This window comes from Streptomyces sp. SDr-06, assembly GCF_003324565.1.
Taxonomy (GTDB): domain Bacteria; phylum Actinomycetota; class Actinomycetes; order Streptomycetales; family Streptomycetaceae; genus Streptomyces.
The window spans coordinates 71091-88953 of sequence record NZ_QOLA01000003.1 but is presented as its reverse complement, the minus strand read 5'-3'; the positions used below and the strand labels follow the sequence as shown (position 1 = coordinate 88953).

General features: G+C 69.0%; 17 protein-coding genes and 1 pseudogene. 14 read left to right on the top strand and 4 right to left on the bottom strand.

Annotated features, from left to right (window positions below):
- The first annotated feature begins 2 nt into the window (after positions 1-2).
- From DT019_RS08780 to DT019_RS08740, 9 genes are all read left to right on the top strand, one after another.
- The gene (locus DT019_RS08780) at positions 3-836 is read left to right on the top strand and encodes a TIM barrel protein (protein ID WP_114036145.1); all 834 of its coding nucleotides are present in this window, start codon (positions 3-5) and stop codon (positions 834-836) included.
- 50 nt (positions 837-886) lie between these two features.
- Positions 887-1777: a 2-hydroxy-3-oxopropionate reductase gene (locus DT019_RS08775; protein ID WP_114036144.1), complete on the top strand. Its 891-nt coding sequence runs from the start codon at positions 887-889 to the stop codon at positions 1775-1777.
- Positions 1778-1980: 203 nt separating this feature from the next.
- Positions 1981-3447, top strand: a complete 1467-nt coding sequence (locus tag DT019_RS08770; RefSeq protein WP_114036143.1) for a catalase — start codon at positions 1981-1983, stop codon at positions 3445-3447.
- 505 nt (positions 3448-3952) lie between these two features.
- Positions 3953-4693 (top strand): DUF6879 family protein, encoded by a 741-nt coding sequence (locus DT019_RS08765; protein ID WP_114036142.1) that lies wholly within the window; start codon positions 3953-3955, stop codon positions 4691-4693.
- Positions 4690-5544 carry a helix-turn-helix domain-containing protein gene (locus tag DT019_RS08760; RefSeq protein ID WP_114036141.1) on the top strand — a complete coding sequence of 285 codons (855 nt, stop codon included), beginning with the start codon at positions 4690-4692 and terminating at the stop codon, positions 5542-5544. Before DT019_RS08765 ends, DT019_RS08760 begins: the two co-directional genes overlap by 4 nt.
- A gap of 114 nt (positions 5545-5658) precedes the next feature.
- Positions 5659-6168: a hypothetical protein gene (locus DT019_RS08755; protein WP_114036140.1), complete on the top strand. Its 510-nt coding sequence runs from the start codon at positions 5659-5661 to the stop codon at positions 6166-6168.
- 619 nt (positions 6169-6787) lie between these two features.
- Complete coding sequence (locus tag DT019_RS08750; RefSeq protein WP_114036139.1) at positions 6788-7093, top strand: hypothetical protein; 306 nt, start codon at positions 6788-6790, stop codon at positions 7091-7093.
- Positions 7094-7315: 222 nt separating this feature from the next.
- The gene (locus DT019_RS08745; RefSeq protein ID WP_114036138.1) at positions 7316-7501 is read left to right on the top strand and encodes a hypothetical protein; all 186 of its coding nucleotides are present in this window, start codon (positions 7316-7318) and stop codon (positions 7499-7501) included.
- A 70-nt stretch (positions 7502-7571) separates the two neighbouring features.
- A complete protein-coding gene (locus DT019_RS08740) occupies positions 7572-8228 on the top strand; it encodes an HAD family hydrolase (protein WP_189389330.1) in 657 nt (218 codons plus the stop codon).
- A gap of 101 nt (positions 8229-8329) precedes the next feature.
- On the opposite strand, the gene DT019_RS08735 is transcribed toward DT019_RS08740, so the two are convergent.
- Both DT019_RS08735 and DT019_RS08730 read right to left on the bottom strand, forming a co-directional pair.
- Positions 8330-9508, bottom strand: coding sequence for an alpha/beta hydrolase family protein (locus tag DT019_RS08735; protein ID WP_114036511.1), 1179 nt, complete (start codon positions 9506-9508; stop codon positions 8330-8332).
- 257 nt (positions 9509-9765) lie between these two features.
- Entirely contained in the window at positions 9766-9987 is a 222-nt protein-coding gene (locus DT019_RS08730) for a hypothetical protein (protein WP_053725806.1), read from the bottom strand.
- Positions 9988-10172: 185 nt separating this feature from the next.
- On the opposite strand from DT019_RS08730, the gene DT019_RS08725 reads away from it, so the two are divergent.
- Positions 10173-10973, top strand: a complete 801-nt coding sequence (locus DT019_RS08725) for an ArsR/SmtB family transcription factor (protein ID WP_114036137.1) — start codon at positions 10173-10175, stop codon at positions 10971-10973.
- Between the two features lie 66 nt (positions 10974-11039).
- Here the strand turns inward: DT019_RS08725 and gcl are convergent, their stop codons facing one another.
- Positions 11040-12827 (bottom strand): glyoxylate carboligase, encoded by a 1788-nt coding sequence (gene gcl / locus DT019_RS08720; RefSeq protein WP_189389327.1) that lies wholly within the window; start codon positions 12825-12827, stop codon positions 11040-11042.
- Positions 12828-13112: 285 nt separating this feature from the next.
- On the opposite strand from gcl, the gene DT019_RS08715 reads away from it, so the two are divergent.
- The gene (locus DT019_RS08715; protein ID WP_114036135.1) at positions 13113-13844 is read left to right on the top strand and encodes a hypothetical protein; all 732 of its coding nucleotides are present in this window, start codon (positions 13113-13115) and stop codon (positions 13842-13844) included.
- Here DT019_RS08715 and DT019_RS08710 read toward each other — a convergent pair.
- Positions 13832-14734, bottom strand: a pseudogene (locus tag DT019_RS08710) (AMP-binding protein); the annotation flags it as partial. The gene DT019_RS08715 and the pseudogene DT019_RS08710 overlap by 13 nt on opposite strands.
- Between DT019_RS08710 and DT019_RS41035 the strand changes: the two are divergent.
- The 3 genes from DT019_RS41035 to DT019_RS08695 all read left to right on the top strand — a co-directional run bounded on the left by DT019_RS41035 (position 14734) and on the right by DT019_RS08695 (position 17335).
- Positions 14734-15114, top strand: a complete 381-nt coding sequence (locus tag DT019_RS41035; RefSeq protein ID WP_114036134.1) for a DUF4429 domain-containing protein — start codon at positions 14734-14736, stop codon at positions 15112-15114. The pseudogene DT019_RS08710 and the gene DT019_RS41035 sit on opposite strands and share 1 nt — an antisense overlap.
- 1202 nt (positions 15115-16316) lie before the next feature.
- Positions 16317-17147: a helix-turn-helix domain-containing protein gene (locus DT019_RS08700; protein ID WP_114036133.1), complete on the top strand. Its 831-nt coding sequence runs from the start codon at positions 16317-16319 to the stop codon at positions 17145-17147.
- On the top strand, positions 17144-17335 hold the full coding sequence (locus DT019_RS08695) for a DUF397 domain-containing protein (protein ID WP_114036132.1): 192 nt from the start codon (positions 17144-17146) through the stop codon (positions 17333-17335). Before DT019_RS08700 ends, DT019_RS08695 begins: the two co-directional genes overlap by 4 nt.
- The last annotated feature ends 528 nt before the right edge of the window (positions 17336-17863 follow it).

Sequence of the window (17863 nt, the reverse complement as noted above, 5' to 3'; positions counted from 1 at the left end):
TCATGGGATACACGGACCAGCGCTTCGATGTGAACCTCTCGATCCTCTTCACGGAACTCCCGCTCCTGGAGCGTCCCGCGGCAGCCGCCGCGGCGGGCTTCACGGCGGTCGAGCTGTGGTGGCCCTGGATCGAGACCCCCACCCCCGAGCAGGCAGAGCTCGACGCCCTCAAGAAGGCGCTCGACGACGCCGGCACCCAGCTGGTGGGCCTCAACTTCTACGCCGGCGCCCTGCCGGGCCCGGACCGCGGCGCGCTGTCGATTCCCGGCGAGGAGTCCGACCGCTTCCGCGCCAACATCGAGGTGGCGGCCGGCTTCGCCGCCTCGGTGGGCTGCAAGGCGCTCAACGCGCTCTACGGCAACCGCGTCGAGGGCGCCGACCCGCAGGTGCAGGACAGCCTCGCCCTGGAGAACCTCGTCCTGGCGGCCCGCGCGGCCGACCGGGTCGGCGCGATCCTCCTGGTCGAGACCCTCAACAAGCCGGAGTCGCCGCTCTACCCGCTGGTGAGCGCACCCTCGGCCATCGAGGTCATCGACAAGGTGAACGCGGCGACGGGTCTTGGCAACGCCAAGTTCCTCCTCGACATCTACCACCTGTCGATGAACGGCGAGAACGTCGGCGAGGTCATCGAGGCGTACGCCGACAAGACCGGCCATGTGCAGATCGCCGACAACCCGGGCCGTGGCGCTCCGGGCACCGGCTCGCTGCCCCTCGAGGAGCTGCTCGACCAGCTCAAGAAGGCCGGCTACGACGGCTGGGTGGGTCTGGAGTACAAGGCCGCCGACGCCGCCGCCTCCTTCGGGTGGCTCCCCGCCGAGGCCCGCGCGGCGAACTGACCGCGCACCCGAACTTCTTGACGTACCACCGTAGTGAGAGAGGCACCCTCATGAGCAACACCCCCAAGATCGCATGGGTCGGCCTCGGCATCATGGGCTCCCCCATGTCCGAGAACCTGATCAAGGCCGGCTACTCGGTCACCGGCTTCACCCTGGAGCAGGACAAGCTGGACCGCCTCGCGGCGGCCGGCGGCACCGCGGCGGGTTCGATCGCCGAGGCCGTCAAGGACGCCGACGTGATCATCACGATGGTTCCGGCGTCCCCCCAGGTGGAGGCCATCGCCTACGGCGAGGCCGGCATCCTGGCCAACGCCAGGCGGGGCGCGCTGATCATCGACATGTCGTCGATCACCCCGCAGACCTCGGTCGACCTCGCGAAGAACGCCGCGGAGAAGGGCATCCGCGTCCTGGACGCCCCCGTCTCCGGCGGCGAGGCCGGCGCCATCGAGGCCGTCCTGTCGATCATGGTGGGTGGCGAGCAGGCCGACTTCGACGAGGCGCTGCCGATCCTCCAGGCCCTCGGCAAGACCATCGTGCTCTGCGGTCCGCACGGCTCCGGCCAGACGGTGAAGGCCGCCAACCAGCTCATCGTCGCGGTCAACATCCAGGCCTGCGCCGAGGCCGTCGTCTTCCTGGAGAAGTCCGGCGTGAACCTCACGGCCGCCCTGGACGTGCTCAACGGCGGTCTGGCCGGCTCGACCGTGCTGACCCGCAAGAAGGACAACTTCCTGAACCGGGACTTCAAGCCCGGCTTCCGGATCGACCTGCACCACAAGGACATGGGCATCGTCACCGACGCCGCCCGCAACGTGGGCGCGGCCCTTCCGGTCGGCGCGGTCGTGGCCCAGCTGGTGGCCTCGCTGCGCGCCCAGGGCGACGGCGGCCTGGACCACTCCGCCCTGCTCCGGGCCGTCGAGCGCCTCTCGGGTTCGCAGGTCTGACCTGCGAAAACACCCCTTCGGGGGCCACTGATTTCCGGGCGGCGGCGGTGCTGACACCTGTCCTGTCGCGCCCAGGCACCGCCGCCGCCCGGAAGCTCACATCTCGTTTTTCAACAAACTGTTGACGTTCCCTTCCAGGCGTCCCTACGCTCCAGGAACCGCGGAACACAGTCAGCGGTGCAGCTCCAGTACGGAAGGTCACGATGTCGAAGCGCGTGCTTACGACCGAGTCCGGCGCCCCCGTCGCCGACAACCAGAACTCCGCCACCGCCGGCGTCGGTGGCCCCATCCTGCTCCAGGACCAGCACCTCCTGGAGAAGCTCGCGCGCTTCAACCGTGAGCGCATCCCGGAGCGTGTGGTGCACGCCCGCGGCTCCGGCGCGTACGGCTACTTCGAGGTGACGGACGACGTCACCGGCTTCACCAAGGCCGACTTCCTGAAGGAGGTGGGCAAGCGGACCGAGACGTTCATCCGCTTCTCCACCGTGGCCGACTCGCTCGGCGGCGCGGACGCGGTCCGCGACCCCCGCGGCTTCGCCCTGAAGTTCTACACCGAAGAGGGCAACTACGACCTCGTCGGCAACAACACCCCGGTGTTCTTCATCAAGGACCCGATCAAGTTCCCCGACTTCATCCACTCCCAGAAGCGCGACCCGTTCACGGGCAAGCAGGAGCCGGACAACGTCTGGGACTTCTGGGCGCACGCCCCCGAGGCCACCCACCAGATCACCTGGCTCATGGGCGACCGCGGCATCCCGGCCTCGTACCGCCACATGAACGGCTACGGCTCGCACACCTACCAGTGGACGAACGCGCAGGGCGAGGCCTTCTTCGTCAAGTACCACTTCAAGACGAACCAGGGCATCCGCTGCCTCTCCTCGGAGCAGGCCGCCGAGCAGGTCGGCAAGGACGCGAACAGCCACCAGACCGATCTCCTCCAGGCGATCGAGCGCGGTGTGAACCCGTCCTGGACGCTGTACGTCCAGATCATGCCCGCCGCCGAGGCCGCGGACTACCGCTTCAACCCGTTCGACCTCACCAAGGTGTGGCCGCACGCCGACTACCCGCTGCAGCGCGTGGGCCGCCTGGTCCTGGACCGCAACCCGGACAACGTGTTCCAGGAGGTCGAGCAGTCGGCCTTCTCCCCGAACAACTTCGTCCCCGGCATCGGCCCCTCGCCGGACAAGATGCTCCAGGGCCGCCTGTTCGCCTACGCGGACGCGCACCGCTACCGCCTGGGCGTCAACCACACCCAGCTGCCGGTCAACGCCCCGAAGGCTGTCTCTGGGGGGAGTGCGGACAACTACGGCCGTGACGGCCTGATGGCGACCCGCAACGGCCGCCGCACCGACAAGAACTACGAGCCCAACTCGTACTCGGGTCCGGCCCAGACCGACGCGGCCCTGTCGGCCCCGCTCGCGATCCACGGCTACACGGGCACGCACGCCGCCCCGGCCCACGTGAAGGACGACGACTTCTTCCAGGCGGGCGAGCTGTACCGCCTGATGTCGGACGACGAGAAGTCCCGCCTCATCGCGAACATCGCCGGTGGCCTCTCGCAGGTCTCCCGCGACGACGTCATCGAGAAGAACCTGGCCCACTTCCACGCCGCCGACCCCGAGTACGGCAAGCGCGTCGAGGAGGCCGTCCGCGCTCTGCGCGAGGACTAGCCGGTTCGACTCCCAGACCGTGCAAGGGAATTGACGGGAGGTCAACTTTCTTGCACAGTCCGATCCGCCGACCCGGATGAGGGGTGGTCGGCGGATATGGACAACCCGAGGATCGCGGCGGTGTGGCGATGCCAGTGCGGTGGTGAAGGCGTGTGTGCCTCCCTTCCTGACCTGAAGGAAGGGCCCGTGGCGCCCACACCAATCGCCGCCGCCGCGATCCCGGCAGACTCCGCCCGGCGGTGCGAACGTCCTGTCGCGCCAGCCTCGCCCCGCCGGGCGGTCACCACCCCCATGCCAGGACGCTGGGTTCGGTTTACGGTCCCGAACCGAGCGTCCGCTGATCAAGGCCCTGCCCGTGTGTTCGGGTGGGGCCTTGATCGTTGTATGAGGTTGTCCGCAATCCGACGTGCGGACACACGCGATGTGCAATCTGTCGCAATCACCCGGCGTGCACGGGGCCGCACATCACATCCTGGTTCTCCAACAAGTTCGGATGGAGGGCGATATGACGCTCCGGCTCATCGGCACCACCAGCGACGACGGCGACCGTCCCACGCTGTACGAAATCGAAGGGACCGAAAACGTCCTCGTGCAGGGAGAGCGAGTCACGGACCCGGAGCACCTGGCCCAACTGCGCGACGTGAAGGAGTCCGAAACCTTCGTCACCGTGCCCCGGGATCTACTCGCCCGGTTCGCTCCCCGGGCTGCGGCGAACGACCTCATCCCCTTCTCCGAAGTGGCCCACCTGTTCTCGGACTTCCAGCACACGGCGTGGCGCCTGGAGACGCGCCGGGGGTACGCGTCCGACCGCAAGGGCACCAAATGGCAGCGCTGGCAGGCGGGTGGAGACATCGCCGCCGAGCCGTTCGACGCCTGGCGCACCAACGTCCGTGAGCAGACCGGGCAAGGGAAACGGTTCGAGCGAGTACGCCTGGTCGACGCCCCGCCGACGGAGGGGCAGCGGTACCTCCTCGCCTCTGGGCTCGGCAACGTGGCCGCGGGTGAGGACATCCGCAACCTTCCCCGTGCGGACGCAGAGAAGCTGGGCCTGCCCGACTGGGACTTCTGGCTCTTCGACTCCCGCACCCTGGTCCGCTTCGTCTTCGACGACCTGGACAACACCCTCGGTGTGATCGTCAGCGAAGATCCCGCCGAAGTCGTCGCCGCCTGCCAGACGCGTGACAAGGCATGGCACTACGCGACCCGTACCGAGGAGTTCGTGAGGCAGGTACGTTCCACCATGTGAGCACGGACTTTCAGAACGCCAGGATCGCCTTGGGGGCGCGGCTGCGCGAGCTGCGTAGGGCGGCCGGCTTCGATGGGAAAGGGATCGCGGAACGGCTCGGCTGGCAGCGCTCCAAGGTGCCCCGCCTGGAGCTCGGAAAACAGACCCCCACCCCGGGCGACCTCGGCGCATGGGCGGAGGCCGTCGGCCGACCTGAGCTGGCGGGCGAGCTGACCGGGCGCCTGTCCGGCGTCGAGACCAGGTACCGGTCCTGGCGCCGGCAGCTGGCAACGGGACACCGTGCCAGACAGGAGTTGGCCCTCGCGGAAACGGCGGACACCACGGCGATCCGGGGCCTGGAAGTCGCCCGCATCCCGGGCCTGTTCCAGACGCCGGACTACGCCCGGGCGATCTTCACCGCGAACTCCGAGTTCCGTCAGGTCGTCACAGACGTCGACGACGCCGTACGCATGCGCATGCGCATGCGCATGCGCCGCCGGCAGGCCCTTTACGAACCGGGCAAGAGCTTTCGCTTCCTCGTGTGGGAGGCCGCCCTCCATGTGCGGATGTGCTCGCATGATGTTCATGCGGCCCAGTTGGACCAGCTCATCAGCCTGATCGGCCTCGACACGATCGAACTTGGCATCGTGCCGCTGAGCGCGCACGTGCGCCGCACCCCTGCCCACGGCTTCTGGATCTACGACAGACGTCTGGTGATCGCCGAGACGATCGACACCGAGATGTGGCTCGACGACGAGGACTCGCTCCGCCTGTACGAGCGCGCCTGGGACTGGCTGGCGGAGTCGGCTGTGTACGGCCCGCAGGCGCACCGCGTCATCACACGCGCCAGGGCATCCCTCAGCGCCGTCTGAGCAATCTCGGCGAACTCCGCTCCCCCCACCGGCAATCGCGCGCAATCGACAAGCGGCTCCGGACTCCGCCTCCATACGTTGCTGGCGACGTAGCAACCAACGGCGGAGGCACCCATGAACACCGTTGACCCTCCCCTCGCCCACTCCCTCAGCCGGGCCGAGCGGGACACGATCCGCGACTGGCTCGCCGCCAGTCTCAACCGGCCTGGTGACGCGCACCAGCAGTGGAAGGACGGTCACATCGCCGTCCTCGCCCTCGGGCGCCGCTTCTCGGCCGTCCGTCTGCCCGAGGCGCTGGTGTGCGCCGTGGCCGCCGCCGAGGGCTCGACCGTGTCCTCGATCCTGCGCACGCTGAACGGGCCCGTCATCCACGACCCGTACGGCCACCGGTTCTACGCCCTGGTGCCCTCCTCACCCGGCTCGGAGCTTGGCCCCTACGCGAAACACCTGGGCCTCGGCCACTATCTGGGCGTTCCGCGCGTCGGCGACCACGAGCCGGACGGGACCCACGCGAGTTACTGGGTCGTCCCCCTGCGCGCACCCCACGCCCTCTGCGACCCGGCCCGGCTGGCCACGCTGATCGAGACCGGCGCCGCGGCGCTCGGCAGCGAGGACCAGGCGTGACACAGCCCCGGGCCGGCACGGCCTACGTGACACCCGAATGCCGCGAGGCCCGCAAACTCACCTGGGACGAGGGCCACTTGCACTGCCCCGGCCCCCTCGAAGTACGCCAGACGCCGGGCACCGTGGCCGTCGAAGTACTCCGATGTGCCTGCCCCTGTCACACCCACATGCCCGCAGACACCGGGCCGCCCCTCCCGGGCGGCGTCGAGGACAGCCACTCGTGCCTCGGGCCGGGTTCCGGAGGACACGGCCCGGCGCTGCCGTCAGTGACGTCCTGACACTGACACTCGTCATGCCCGAGGTGGAGCCCCCGCTGTCACCATTTCGGGGCATTCAGCCCCAAAGGGCGCGACCCCGCGCCCCTGGCGAGCCATCCTCTTCCCTGAGCGCAGACACCCGTTCTGCCTGGTCCGAGCACCCTCGGAGGGGTCTTGAAGACGCACATGACGCACATGACGCAGACAACGAAGACGACAACGCCTGCGAAGGCATCCGCGCGCCTGGCCGCACCGCTCGCCTGGGGCTGGTCCTCGCCGCCGGGACCGCGGCCGTTCCGGCGACCGCCAGCCCGCACCTCACCCCCGCACCCTCCACGCGGCCCGCGGCGGTCAAGCGTGTCGTGCTGACGAACGCGGACGACGGGCGGGCCGTGGCGCTGGCCCTCGGCGATGACTTGGAGGTCCGCCTCACCGGCTCCCGCTCCCAGGGGCTCAACTACACCTGGCGCGTTCCTCAGAGCAGTGACCCGAGCAATCTTCAGCGGGCTACGGGCGGCACCACACCGACAGGCAGCGCCACCGCGGTCTTCCGCGCCCAGCACCCCGGCACGGCCACCATCACCTCGGCACGCGCCTGCCGCCCGGACCCCAGCCGCGTCTGCCCCATGGTCGTCGCGCCCTGGAAGGTCACCGTAGAGGTGAAGTGAGGTGACTCTCGACCTCGCCCAACCCCGCGTGTGACGCGTCGGTCCGGCCACCATCAACGGCAACTACACACCCTTGGCGCCTCGTTGTGGCGTGTCGGCCGTGCACACGCACACCGGGTGGGCCTACGTCACCTCCACGCTCGTCCCAACGACCCGCACCCGCAACCCACTTGAGACCACCGAAACGTGCTCCGCGCACGACTTCGCCATGCACAATGAGGCATGACTACGAAGCTCGTGTCCGCCGCATCCCGCCGCCCCCTCCCGGTCGCCGCGACCGGCCACCGAGTGGCGCTCGCCGCCCGCGCCGCCGCGCAGCACGCCGGACGCGCCCCCGCCGTCCTCGATCGCGTCACCGAGGCGGGCGGCACGGCGCCGTCCGCCTCGGCCTTCCAGTCCGCGCTGTAGTGCGCGCCACGGCCCGCCCGGCCGCGGCGTCGTCCCACGGAATGGGCCCCACCACCTAGGATCGGCCTCGATGATTGAGACCATCGTGTTCGACATGGGCGAGACACTGGTACGCGACGACCGCTACTGGGCATCGTGGGCCGACTGGATCGGCGTGCCACGACACACCCTCGCCGCCCTGGTCGGGGCGGTCGTCACGCAGGGGCGCGACTGCTCGGACGCGTTGCGCATCCTCAAACCCGGCATGGACGTGGGCGAGGCCCAGCTGGCCCGGGAGGCCGCCGGGCGCGGTGAGCACCTCGACGAGACCGACCTGTACGACGACGTGCGGCCCGCGCTCGGCGGGCTCCGCAAGCTCGGGATCCGGGTCGTCGTCGCCGGGAACCAGACCGCACGGGCGGGTGAGCTGCTGCGCGGGCTCGACCTGCCCGCCGACCTGGTGGTCACCTCCGCCGAGTGGGGCGTAGTCAAACCCCAACCTGCCTTCTACGAGCGGGTGTTGGAGGCGGCCGAGGCGGCTCCTCACGAGACCGTGTATGTCGGTGACCATCCCGCGAACGACGTGTTCCCCGCCAAGGCGGCCGGGCTGCGCGTCGCCCATCTCAGGCGCGGGCCGTGGGGGCACTGGTGGGCGGACGACCCGGAGGTCGTCGCGGCGGCGGACTGGCGCATCGACTCACTCGTCCACCTCACGTCCATCGTCGCCGAGGAAGCAGCGGCCGGGTAGCCGAGCCAGGGCACTTCGGGCCTCACCCGCTGGTGCGGGCGAGGCCCTGCCGTGGTAGCCGTTTCACGCCTGGGCGCGCGGCTGTCTCCGGCCGCCCGCCCTCACGGGTGGTGGAACGTCACCTCCGGGTTGGCCGCGGTCGGCCCCGCGAGGACCGGGCGGTCGATGCCCCGCAACTCCTGGTCGAAGAAGGCGCCGACGTACGTCCGGATCAGGGCGACGGAGCGATGCGCGGGCAGCGGGGAGTGCGGGAGACCGAAGTGGTCGTCGATGACGGGCGCGTCAGAGAAGGTCATGTGCTCGGCGCCGGCGACGGTCAGCCAGCGTTTCCAGCCGTCCAGCGTGGGCCATGTCGCGTCCCACGTCCTGTCCTTGCCGCCCGGGCGGTGCGTCTCGTCGTCGGCGCCCAGCATCATGAACGGCCGCCCGCCGAGCCCCTGGGGCGACGGGGCAGTCCAGAACGCCCCGTCCATGTTGACGCCGGCGCCGATGCGCCCGTCGCGCGCCATGGCGGCGAGTGCGGAGGCCCCGCCGATGGAGTGCCCCGCCATGCCGATGCGCTGCTCGTCGATCGCGGCGGAGTACCGCCAGGCCGGGTGCCGTCCGGTGAGGCGGTCCAGAAGGTAGGAGACGTCCGCCGCTCGGGTCGAGGTGACCCGGCTGCCGGGGGCGCCGTCCTCCAGCGCCTTGCAGGCCACGCAGGTCAGGACGCGTCCGCCCGGGAAGCTGGTGCCGAACGACTCGTAGGCGTGGTCCACCGACGCCACGACGTAGCCGCGGCTCGCGAGGTCTTCGGCGAGGGTGGTGAGCGAGTAGCGCGGGGCGCCGAAGCCGGGTGAGAGCACGACGAGGGGGTGGCTGCCGGGCGCGGGCCGTGCCCCCGGCCGGGCGTGCGTGCGGGTGCCGGTCACCTCGCCCACCCGCTCGGAGTCGACTCCGAGGGCCTTGAGGAGGGCCGGGGCTTCGGCGGTGGTGGTGTAGGGGGTGGGACGGCCCGCGCCGGGGCGGGCCGCCGGGTAGGTGAGGGTGACCATGAGCTCGCGGTCCTGGGTCGGCACCCAGGGGTCCCGGCGGGAGTGGTCGACGAGATGGAGGGTGTCCGCGCCGATCGCGTACGGGCCGGTGGGGCGCGGGAGTTCGATCGGCAGGGCCTCGGCGGTCGCCGTGGCGCGACCGGGGACCGGGGCGGCCTGGGCGGCGGTGGCGGCGGCCAGGGGGGCCGCGAGGGCTAAGGACAGCGCGACGGCGGCCGCGCGGGAGAAGCGGGAGAAGTTGACCATGGACGACACGCTAAGGGGGCGTGGCGAACCGGCACATCCGGCTCAGGTCTCACGGCGTCCGCGACGACCTCCACCCCAGGGCGGCCCGGCCCGTACGCCCGCGGTCGGATGCGGGACGTGGGTGCGGGATGTACGGCTCGGTCTGGGGACGTGGAGTCGGGGTTTCACCCGGAAGGGCAGTGCGCGCGGCGGGGACGCGCCCCCGGGCCGGGTCGCGAGGGCGATCCGGGCCCGGGGCTCTCCCCTGGGGGCGAGGTTTAGAGCTTGTCCATGCGGGTGTACGGGCTGACGATTCGGGCCTGGCGGGAGCCGAAGTCGACGAGCATCGCGACGCCGTCCTCGACCCCGATGATGGTGCCCAGGCCGAACTGGTCGTGTGTGACCCGGTCTCCCAGGATGAAGTGCTTGGCCGCCGGAGCGTCCGGGGCTTTGAAGGGGCTGGTGGGCAGGTGGCGCCGGGGCGCGGATGGCTTCGTCATCGTCACCCCAGTATGCGCCGCCGAACGGCCCGAAGGGCAGGCCCGCCGGATGACGATGGGGAATCGATCCGGTATCTGCCCCGACCGGAACGCATCCAGGTGCGAAATTCGTCACGAATTGACACGCAACCCGCAGGTTGCAAATCTGGAGTGGAAGCCCTGTACGCACGGCGTCGGAGGTGGGTGTGGACGACGTCTTCAGGGCGCTGGCCGACGCCAGTCGGCGGCGCCTGCTCGACCGGCTTCAGGCGCGGAACGGGCAGACGTTGCGCGAGCTGGGCGAGGGCCTGGCCATGTCACGGCAGGCGGTGAGCAAGCATCTCGCGGTGCTCGAAGCGGCCGGCCTGGTCACGTCGGCGCGGCAGGGCCGGGAGAAGCTCCACTACCTCGATCCGGCGCCGATCCACGAGCTGTCCGACCGCTGGATCGGCAAGTACGAACACGGCGGACCCGACGCGCACGGCCGGACCAAGCGGAGCATGAAGGAGCGACGCACCATGGACAAGCCCGAGTTCAGTTACGTGATCTACATCCAGGCCACCCCGGAGCGGGTCTACGAGGCCCTGACGGACGCGGAGTTCGCCCAGCGGTACTTCGGCGGCTGGGGGCCCATGTCCGACTGGCAGGTGGGTTCGCCGGTGCTCTGGAAGATGGGCCCGGAGGGGGCTTACGAGGATCTCGGACAGGCGGTGCTCGAAGCGGTGCCGGGCCGCAAGCTCGCGTACACCTGGCACCGGCTTCTTCCGATGCACCGTCAGCTCTTCGACACGGAGCAGGAGTTCGAGGCCGCGAGGACGGAGCAGTCCCAGGTCGCGTTCGACATCGAGCCCGCCGATCCGTCCTCGCTCGGGGTGCGGCTCACCATCACGCACGACGGTTTCGACAGCCCGGACAGCGAGATGCTCAAGGGGGTCAGCGGCGGCTGGGTGATGATCCTCTCCACGCTCAAGACGCTGTTGGAGCACGAGGAGACCACGCTCGGGTGAGCCACACGCGTCCGGCCCCCGTTCCCCAGTGCGGGGGAACGGGGGCCGGACCGCTCGCGGGGCGGCTCAGACGGTGAGCGGGCGGATCGCCGTCGGGGCGTGGCCCGGCTCGGTCGCGAGCTCCTCGAACTCCTTGACCGCGCTGATGTCGGACGTCGGGCTCATCGCGATGTTGGTGACCCGCTCCAGGATCGCCTCGACGACGACCGGGACGCGGAACTCGGCGGCCAGCTTCTTGGCCTCCTCGAACGCGGGCAGCAGCTGGTCCGGCTCGGTGACGCGGATCGCCTTGCAGCCCAGGCCCTCGACGACCTTGACGTGGTCGACGCCGTAGACGCCCAGCTCGGGGGAGTTGATGTTCTCGAACTCCAGGTTGACCTGGAAGTTGATGTCCAGGCCGACCTGCGCCTGACGGATCAGACCAAGGTAGGCGTTGTTCACGAGGACGTGGACGTACGGGATCTTGTGCTGCGCGCCGACCGCCAGCTCCTCCAGCATGAACTGGAAGTCGTAGTCGCCGGACAGGGCGACGACCGGGGTCTCCGGGTCGGCGGTGGCGGCACCGAGCGCGGCCGGGATGGTCCAGCCGAGCGGGCCGGCCTGGCCGCAGTTGATCCAGTGGCGCGGCTTGTAGACGTGCAGCATCTGCGCGCCGGCGATCTGGGAGAGGCCGATGGTGGTGACGTAGCGCGTCTCCGGGCCGAAGGCCCTGTTCATCTCCTCGTAGACCCGCTGCGGCTTCATCGGGACGTTGTCGAAGTGCGTGCGGCGCAGCAGCGTCGACTTGCGCTCCAGGTGGGAGGCGACCCAGGCGGAGCGGTCGGGCAGCTTGCCCGCGGCCTTCAGCTCTTTGGCGACCTCGACGAAGAGCTCCAGGGCGGCCTTGGCGTCGGAGGCGATGCCGTAGTCCGGCGCGAAGATCTTGCCGATCTGGGTGGGCTCGATGTCGACGTGGACGAACTTGCGGCCCTGGGTGTAGACGTCGAGCTTGTACCCGGTGTGGCGGTTGGCCCAACGGTTCCCGATGCCCAGGACGAAGTCCGACTCCAGGAATGTCGCGTTGCCGTAGCGGTGGGCGGTCTGCTGGCCGACCATGCCCGCGTTCAGCTCGTGGTCGTCCGCGATCGTGCCCCAGCCCATGAGGGTCGGGACGACCGGCGTGTTGGTGATCTCGGCGAACTCGACCAGGAGGTCACTGGCGTCCGCGTTGATGATGCCGCCACCGGCGACGATCAGCGGGCGCTCGGACTCCAGCAGGAAGCTGATGGCCTTCTCGATCTGGGCGCGGGTCGCGGCCGGCTTGTAGACCGGCAGCGGCTCGTAGGTGTCCGGGTCGAAGTCGATCTCGGTGAGCTGGACGTCGATCGGCAGGTCGATGAGGACCGGGCCGGGACGGCCGGAGCGCATCAGGTGGAAGGCCTGCTGGAAGACGCCGGGGACCTGCGCGGCCTCCAGGACGGTCGTCGCGGCCTTGGTGACCGGTCCGGCGATCGAGGCGATGTCGACCGCCTGGAAGTCCTCCTTGTGGATCACCGCGACCGGGGCCTGGCCGGTGATGCAGAGGATCGGGATCGAGTCGCCGATCGCGGAGTACAGGCCGGTGATCATGTCGGTGCCCGCGGGGCCCGACGTGCCGATGCAGACACCGATGTTGCCCGGGTTGGAGCGCGTGTATCCCTCCGCCATGTGGGAGGCGCCTTCGACGTGGCGGGCGAGCGTGTGGTCGATGCCACCGCCCTCCTTGAGCGCCTTGTAGAAGGGGTTGATCGCCGCGCCCGGCACACCGAAGGCGTGGCTGACGCCTTCGCGCTTGAGGATCTCAACTGCCGCTCGGGCAGCGGTCATACGAGGCATGGGGTGCTCCTGCTTCGGCCGGCGAAATCGGCTCCGACGCGCCACCTGGCCGCGCCACCTACGAACCTGATTCCGTAATGCGGAAGTTTCATTCTGCTATGTGGAAGCAATGTAGGACGGGCTTGGCCGACCCGTCAAGGGAGTGCCGGGATGTACGAATGCGCCACGCCGCGGTCGCGGTTGATGGACCATGGACCGCGGAACCCCCCGGGCGGGCCGCCGGGGGCCTCGTCCGGCGCGGACCCGACCCCGATACGGGCCGCGTCGTCATGAAGGTGGGGGCGGATGAGCGGTGAGGGCGTGCCGGTGCGCTGTCCAACCTGTCGGCGCGATCACGTCTACGTGCCACCCGCGTACCCGTGCGCCTGCGGGGCCCCGCTCGCGCCGCCCATCCAGCGCGGCGCCGCACCCTCGCCGATCACCCACCGGACCTGGACGGACACCTGGGTCACGGTCCGGTGCCGGGCCTGCGGCAGGCAGAGCCAGTGGCCGCAGCCCGAGCTCGGCTGCTCCTGCGGAGCGGTCCTCAAGGTGCCCGTACGACCGGTGACGGCGCCGCCAGCGCCTGCTTCCGCGAGCGCGCCGCCGCGGCCGCCGGGGGCGCGGGAGCGCCGGACGTTCCGGCCGCTCACGATCCGTACCGCGCGGGACGCGGTGACGGCGGCCGGGCTCTATCTGACCTGGCTCGGCTTCAGCGACATACTCCAGGCCGAACCGCCCGCCGCCTCCGGCATCGACCTGCGGGGCCGGGGCCTGGTGGCGCAGGTGGACCCGACGACGCGGCCGGCGTCGCTCAAGGCCGTCGAGTGCCTGTGGTTGCACGGGATGACCGCGTCCGCGCGCAGCGTCCACTTCTCGCTCGCCGGGTACACGCGGGACGCCAGGGAGCGCGCCGACCAGCTGCGCGTTCCGCTGTTCGTCCTGGATCTGACGGGCACGCCCCAGCCGGTGAACCAGGCGGCTCGGGAGCTGGTCTCCCGGGGCGCCGGGGCCGCCCCCGGCCCTCAGGCGCCGTAGCCCTCCCGCAGCTCCACCTTGCGGACCTTGCCGCTGACCGTCATCGGGAAGGAGTCGAGAACCCGCAGGTGGCGCGGGACCTTGTAGTGGGCCAGCCGCTCGCGGCAGTACGCGGCGATCTCGTCCAGGGTGGGCGGGTCCGCCGGGTCGCGCGGGATGACACAGGCCAGGATCTCCTCGCCGTACCGCTCGTCCGGCACCCCGACGACCTGCACGTCGGTGATCTTGGGATGCCGGTACAGGAACTCCTCGATCTCCCGCGGGTACACGTTCTCACCACCGCGGATGATCATGTCCTTGATGCGGCCGACGATCTCGACGTACCCGTCCTCGCGCATCACCGCCAGATCGCCGGTGTGCATCCAGCGCCCCGCGTCGATGGTCTCGGCGGTCCGCTCCGGCTCGTCCCAGTAGCCCAGCATCACGCTGTAGCCGCGGGTGCACAGCTCGCCCGGCTCGCCGCGCGGGACGGTGACGCCGGTGGCCGGGTCGACGACCTTCACCTCGACGTGCGGCATGACCCGGCCGACCGTGCCGGTGCGCCGCTCCAGGTCGTCGTCCGCGCGGGTCTGGGTGGAGACCGGGGAGGTCTCGGTCATGCCGTAGCAGATGGACACCTCGGCCATGTGCATCTCGGCGACCACCCGCTTCATCACCTCCGCCGGGCACGGTGAGCCCGCCATGATTCCGGTACGCAGCGAGGAGAGGTCGTACGCGGCGAAGCCGGGGAGGTTCAGTTCGGCGATGAACATCGTCGGCACGCCGTACAGCGAGGTGCAGCGCTCCCGCTCGACGGCCCGCAGCGTCGCCTCCGGGTCGAAGGACGCCGCCGGGATCACCACGCAGGCCCCGTGCGAGGTGGCGGCCAGATTCCCCATGACCATGCCGAATGGTATGGGAACACCTATGGACTGTCCACAAGCCCATCAGAACACCTGCACGGCGTAGGATTCCGCCCAACATCCAAGGGGAGGCAACGCACATGGACGCTCAGGGGCGCACTGGCCGTATGCAGTGGGACGGAGCCGCCATCACAATCAGTCGGCGGTCTGGTGAGATCCGCGTACCGGTCGAGCAGATCAGCGCTGTGGAGTGGCACCAGGCGGGGGCGCTGTCCGTGGGCTGGCTCCGGCTGATAGTGCCTGGCACTCCCCCGCCGCGCGTGCAGCGCAGACCCGCGCAGATGGCACGCATTGATCGTTACGCCGTTGTGTTTTCTCGGGCGCAGCAGCCCGCGTTTGAAAAGCTGCGACACGCGTTGGGCATGTAGGCAGCGAAAAGCCCCACCTGATGTGACGTCAGGTGGGGCGTCTTGTTGCTCGGGCCGCCTAGTTGCTGATCCAGATTGCAATCTGGATCAGCAACCGCCGCTGACGGCAGGCAGGCCGTAACACGACGTGGGCATCGGCCATGAAGGCGGGTAACCGAGTGGCCGGTGCTCACCCATCGAGATGAGACTAGTGGGGCAGACTTCGCCCTGTACGGCAAACCGGAAGCTCCGCCCTGGTTGATCACTGGGCGGGGTTGACTAGTTGGTGCCGTACAGGGGTTCTTTGCAACCTGTTGGGCAGTGGCCCCGCACTTGTACCTCTGGGAGTCCCTTGCCGGACTCTTGCACAGCTTCGCGGACAGTGATGACTAGCGCAGCACCACAAGTTCGGCACTGCCGGGGTTGGTCGCCACTGTCCTGTACTGCCGCCTGAAGAATGCGATCAAGGCTTGCGTCGCCATCCATTGAGGTTCCTCCGTGTACCCGGGGTACCAGCGGTAGCTACACACCATGCACGTCCACGCTCCGCCACCAGTGGAAGTGACGTTAGTGCTTCCGCACTGCGGGCAAGCCATCCTTCTACTCCTTCCGCTCGATTGGGGTACAACGGGCCCTGAGGAACGCCCCTCAGGGCCCGTCGCTGGTACCGCCTACCGGATGCACACCGGATCATGGGCGGCCATACCGCGCGGGCAAACGATCAGAAAGCCGCGCGGGGTCTCAGGGTTTGTGGCCCGTGGAGTGCTGTCGAATGGCTTCGGTTGCTCTTTGCACGTCCGCAGGGCGGCCCGACATGTGGGCGGCGGCTCGCTGCCTGCTCGCCTCAGTGCATGTTGGACAGTCAGGCATTGGCACCGGTTCGAGCCTAGGTACGTACACCGATGGATTCACGCGCGCCGACCACCAACCGGGGTGTCCAGAACGCGAACACGTGCCTCCTCTTCGCGGGTCAGGTGCCTGAGCCTTTCCGGCGGTACAGCCCATTCAGTTCCGCCGCCGGGAGGACGTAGGTACACGCTCCCCGCGTATCGCTCTTGAATCACTCCGACTTTGCCGGTTGCGGTGTCTACCGCGTACCGCGTGCCATCGTCACGGGGCATGATCACTCCTCCGTGTAGCGGAATCACTACCAGGTACCTTGAGGTTCCCCTACACTCACAAAGTCTTCAACTTGCGCCTTCTGTTTAGGGAGTTGAGTGGCCATGGTCAACCGCAAAGATCTAGACCCCACCGCTTCCCCCCGTGCTCGGTTTGGCCAGCGACTACGGGAGCTGCGCGACGAACGGGGATGGACCCAGGATGAGTTAGCCGAGCGTATGGGGTGCTCAGGCACGCACATTTCTGCGGTAGAAACTGGGCGCCGCTCTCCAACTCTTCGCTTCGCCGCAAGTGCTGACAGGGCGCTGGGAACGGGTGATCGGCTCCAACGGCAAACGCGTGCCGTCCGACACACAGCGCTGTTGGAGGGCTTCTCGGAGTACCTGACACACGAAGCGCGCGCCGCTGAGATCCGCCTGTACGAAGTGGGGGTGATCCCGGGTCTACTTCAGACGCCGGAGTACGCAACAACACTGGAAGCGGACGCAGTGCGGCGGCAGGCTATTACGCCTGATCAGGCACAAGAGCGAGTCGCCCTAGTAGCGCGTCGGCAAGCCGCCCTGAACCGCTTCCCGGTGCCCCTGCTCTTCGTCGTACTCGATGAGGGCTGCATCCGGCGTCCCATGGGCGAACCGTCCGTCATGGATGCCCAGCTAGAGCGCTTGATCAACTTCGCTGAGCTGCCCAACACGACCCTCCAGGTTGCACCGTTCAGCATGGGAGCCAGGCGCCCCTTCAACCTGCCCATAACCGTGCTGACAGCGCCAGACCGGACGCTGATGTCCTACGCCGAGTCATCGCAGCGTGGCCACCTGGAGCGCGAATCCCCTTCGGTGCTTCCCCACTTGACGGCTTACCATCAGCTACAGGCTGAGTCGCTGTCACAGGCGGCTTCGGTCGCCATGATCCAAGAACTTCGAAAGGGCACCCCGTGACAACTGATAGCCCCCAGTGGGTCAAGTCTTCGTACAGCGGCAATGGTGGCCAGTGTGTAGAGGCTGCCCTGAACCTTGCCAGCACTGGCGTTGTTCCCGTGCGGGACAGCAAGCAACCTGAGGGTCCGTCCCTCATGCTGGCGCCGCAGGCCTTTGCTGGGCTTGTGCAGTTCGCCAAGCAGGCCTAGCCACCTGAGCCCCGCCAGCCTGACACAGGGCTGGCGGGGCTTCGCCATGTCTAGGCGGCAGCTCTGTTCAGCAGTGAGGATGCCAAGCGGTTCCGGCGAGCGTCCAGCTTCACGGCATCACGCACGATGGGAAGGCGCCCTGAGCGTTCAAACCGTTGCGCGCCAATTAGCTGCCCAGTGGCCTCCCAGTAGGCCCGTGCGGCCACCCTCCAGCCGTCCAGGGGCTCACCGTGGGCTGCATACGTGTGGGCATGGTCGTCCCACACCCACTCAGCACGCCGCAGAATCAGACCAGTTACGCGACCACGGACCGTGATGCAGAACCGATCCGCCTCGCATGTCCGAATCATGCGGCTCATCATCGTGCCGTAGGTATTGACAACTGATGCGCACTCGGCTGCGTCGTAGACGTACTCTCGCGCCAGCACCGTTCCGAGTCTCGGCAACTCGCCCCAGGACCATCCGCCTGCCCCCCACGACACGGGAACTGCCAAGAGCACGTTGACAGTTGGTACCGGCGCAAGATCA

Coding starts and splice junctions, on each gene's coding strand:
- DT019_RS08780 (WP_114036145.1), top strand. CDS start 3: ATGGGATACACGGACCAGCGCTTCGATGTGAACCTCTCGATCCTCTTC.
- DT019_RS08775 (WP_114036144.1), top strand. CDS start 887: ATGAGCAACACCCCCAAGATCGCATGGGTCGGCCTCGGCATCATGGGC.
- DT019_RS08770 (WP_114036143.1), top strand. CDS start 1,981: ATGTCGAAGCGCGTGCTTACGACCGAGTCCGGCGCCCCCGTCGCCGAC.
- DT019_RS08765 (WP_114036142.1), top strand. CDS start 3,953: ATGACGCTCCGGCTCATCGGCACCACCAGCGACGACGGCGACCGTCCC.
- DT019_RS08755 (WP_114036140.1), top strand. CDS start 5,659: ATGAACACCGTTGACCCTCCCCTCGCCCACTCCCTCAGCCGGGCCGAG.
- DT019_RS08745 (WP_114036138.1), top strand. CDS start 7,316: ATGACTACGAAGCTCGTGTCCGCCGCATCCCGCCGCCCCCTCCCGGTC.
- DT019_RS08740 (WP_189389330.1), top strand. CDS start 7,572: ATGATTGAGACCATCGTGTTCGACATGGGCGAGACACTGGTACGCGAC.
- DT019_RS08735 (WP_114036511.1), bottom strand. CDS start 9,508: ATGGTCAACTTCTCCCGCTTCTCCCGCGCGGCCGCCGTCGCGCTGTCC.
- DT019_RS08730 (WP_053725806.1), bottom strand. CDS start 9,987: ATGACGAAGCCATCCGCGCCCCGGCGCCACCTGCCCACCAGCCCCTTC.
- gcl (WP_189389327.1), bottom strand. CDS start 12,827: ATGCCTCGTATGACCGCTGCCCGAGCGGCAGTTGAGATCCTCAAGCGC.
- DT019_RS08715 (WP_114036135.1), top strand. CDS start 13,113: ATGAGCGGTGAGGGCGTGCCGGTGCGCTGTCCAACCTGTCGGCGCGAT.
- DT019_RS41035 (WP_114036134.1), top strand. CDS start 14,734: ATGGTATGGGAACACCTATGGACTGTCCACAAGCCCATCAGAACACCT.
- DT019_RS08700 (WP_114036133.1), top strand. CDS start 16,317: ATGGTCAACCGCAAAGATCTAGACCCCACCGCTTCCCCCCGTGCTCGG.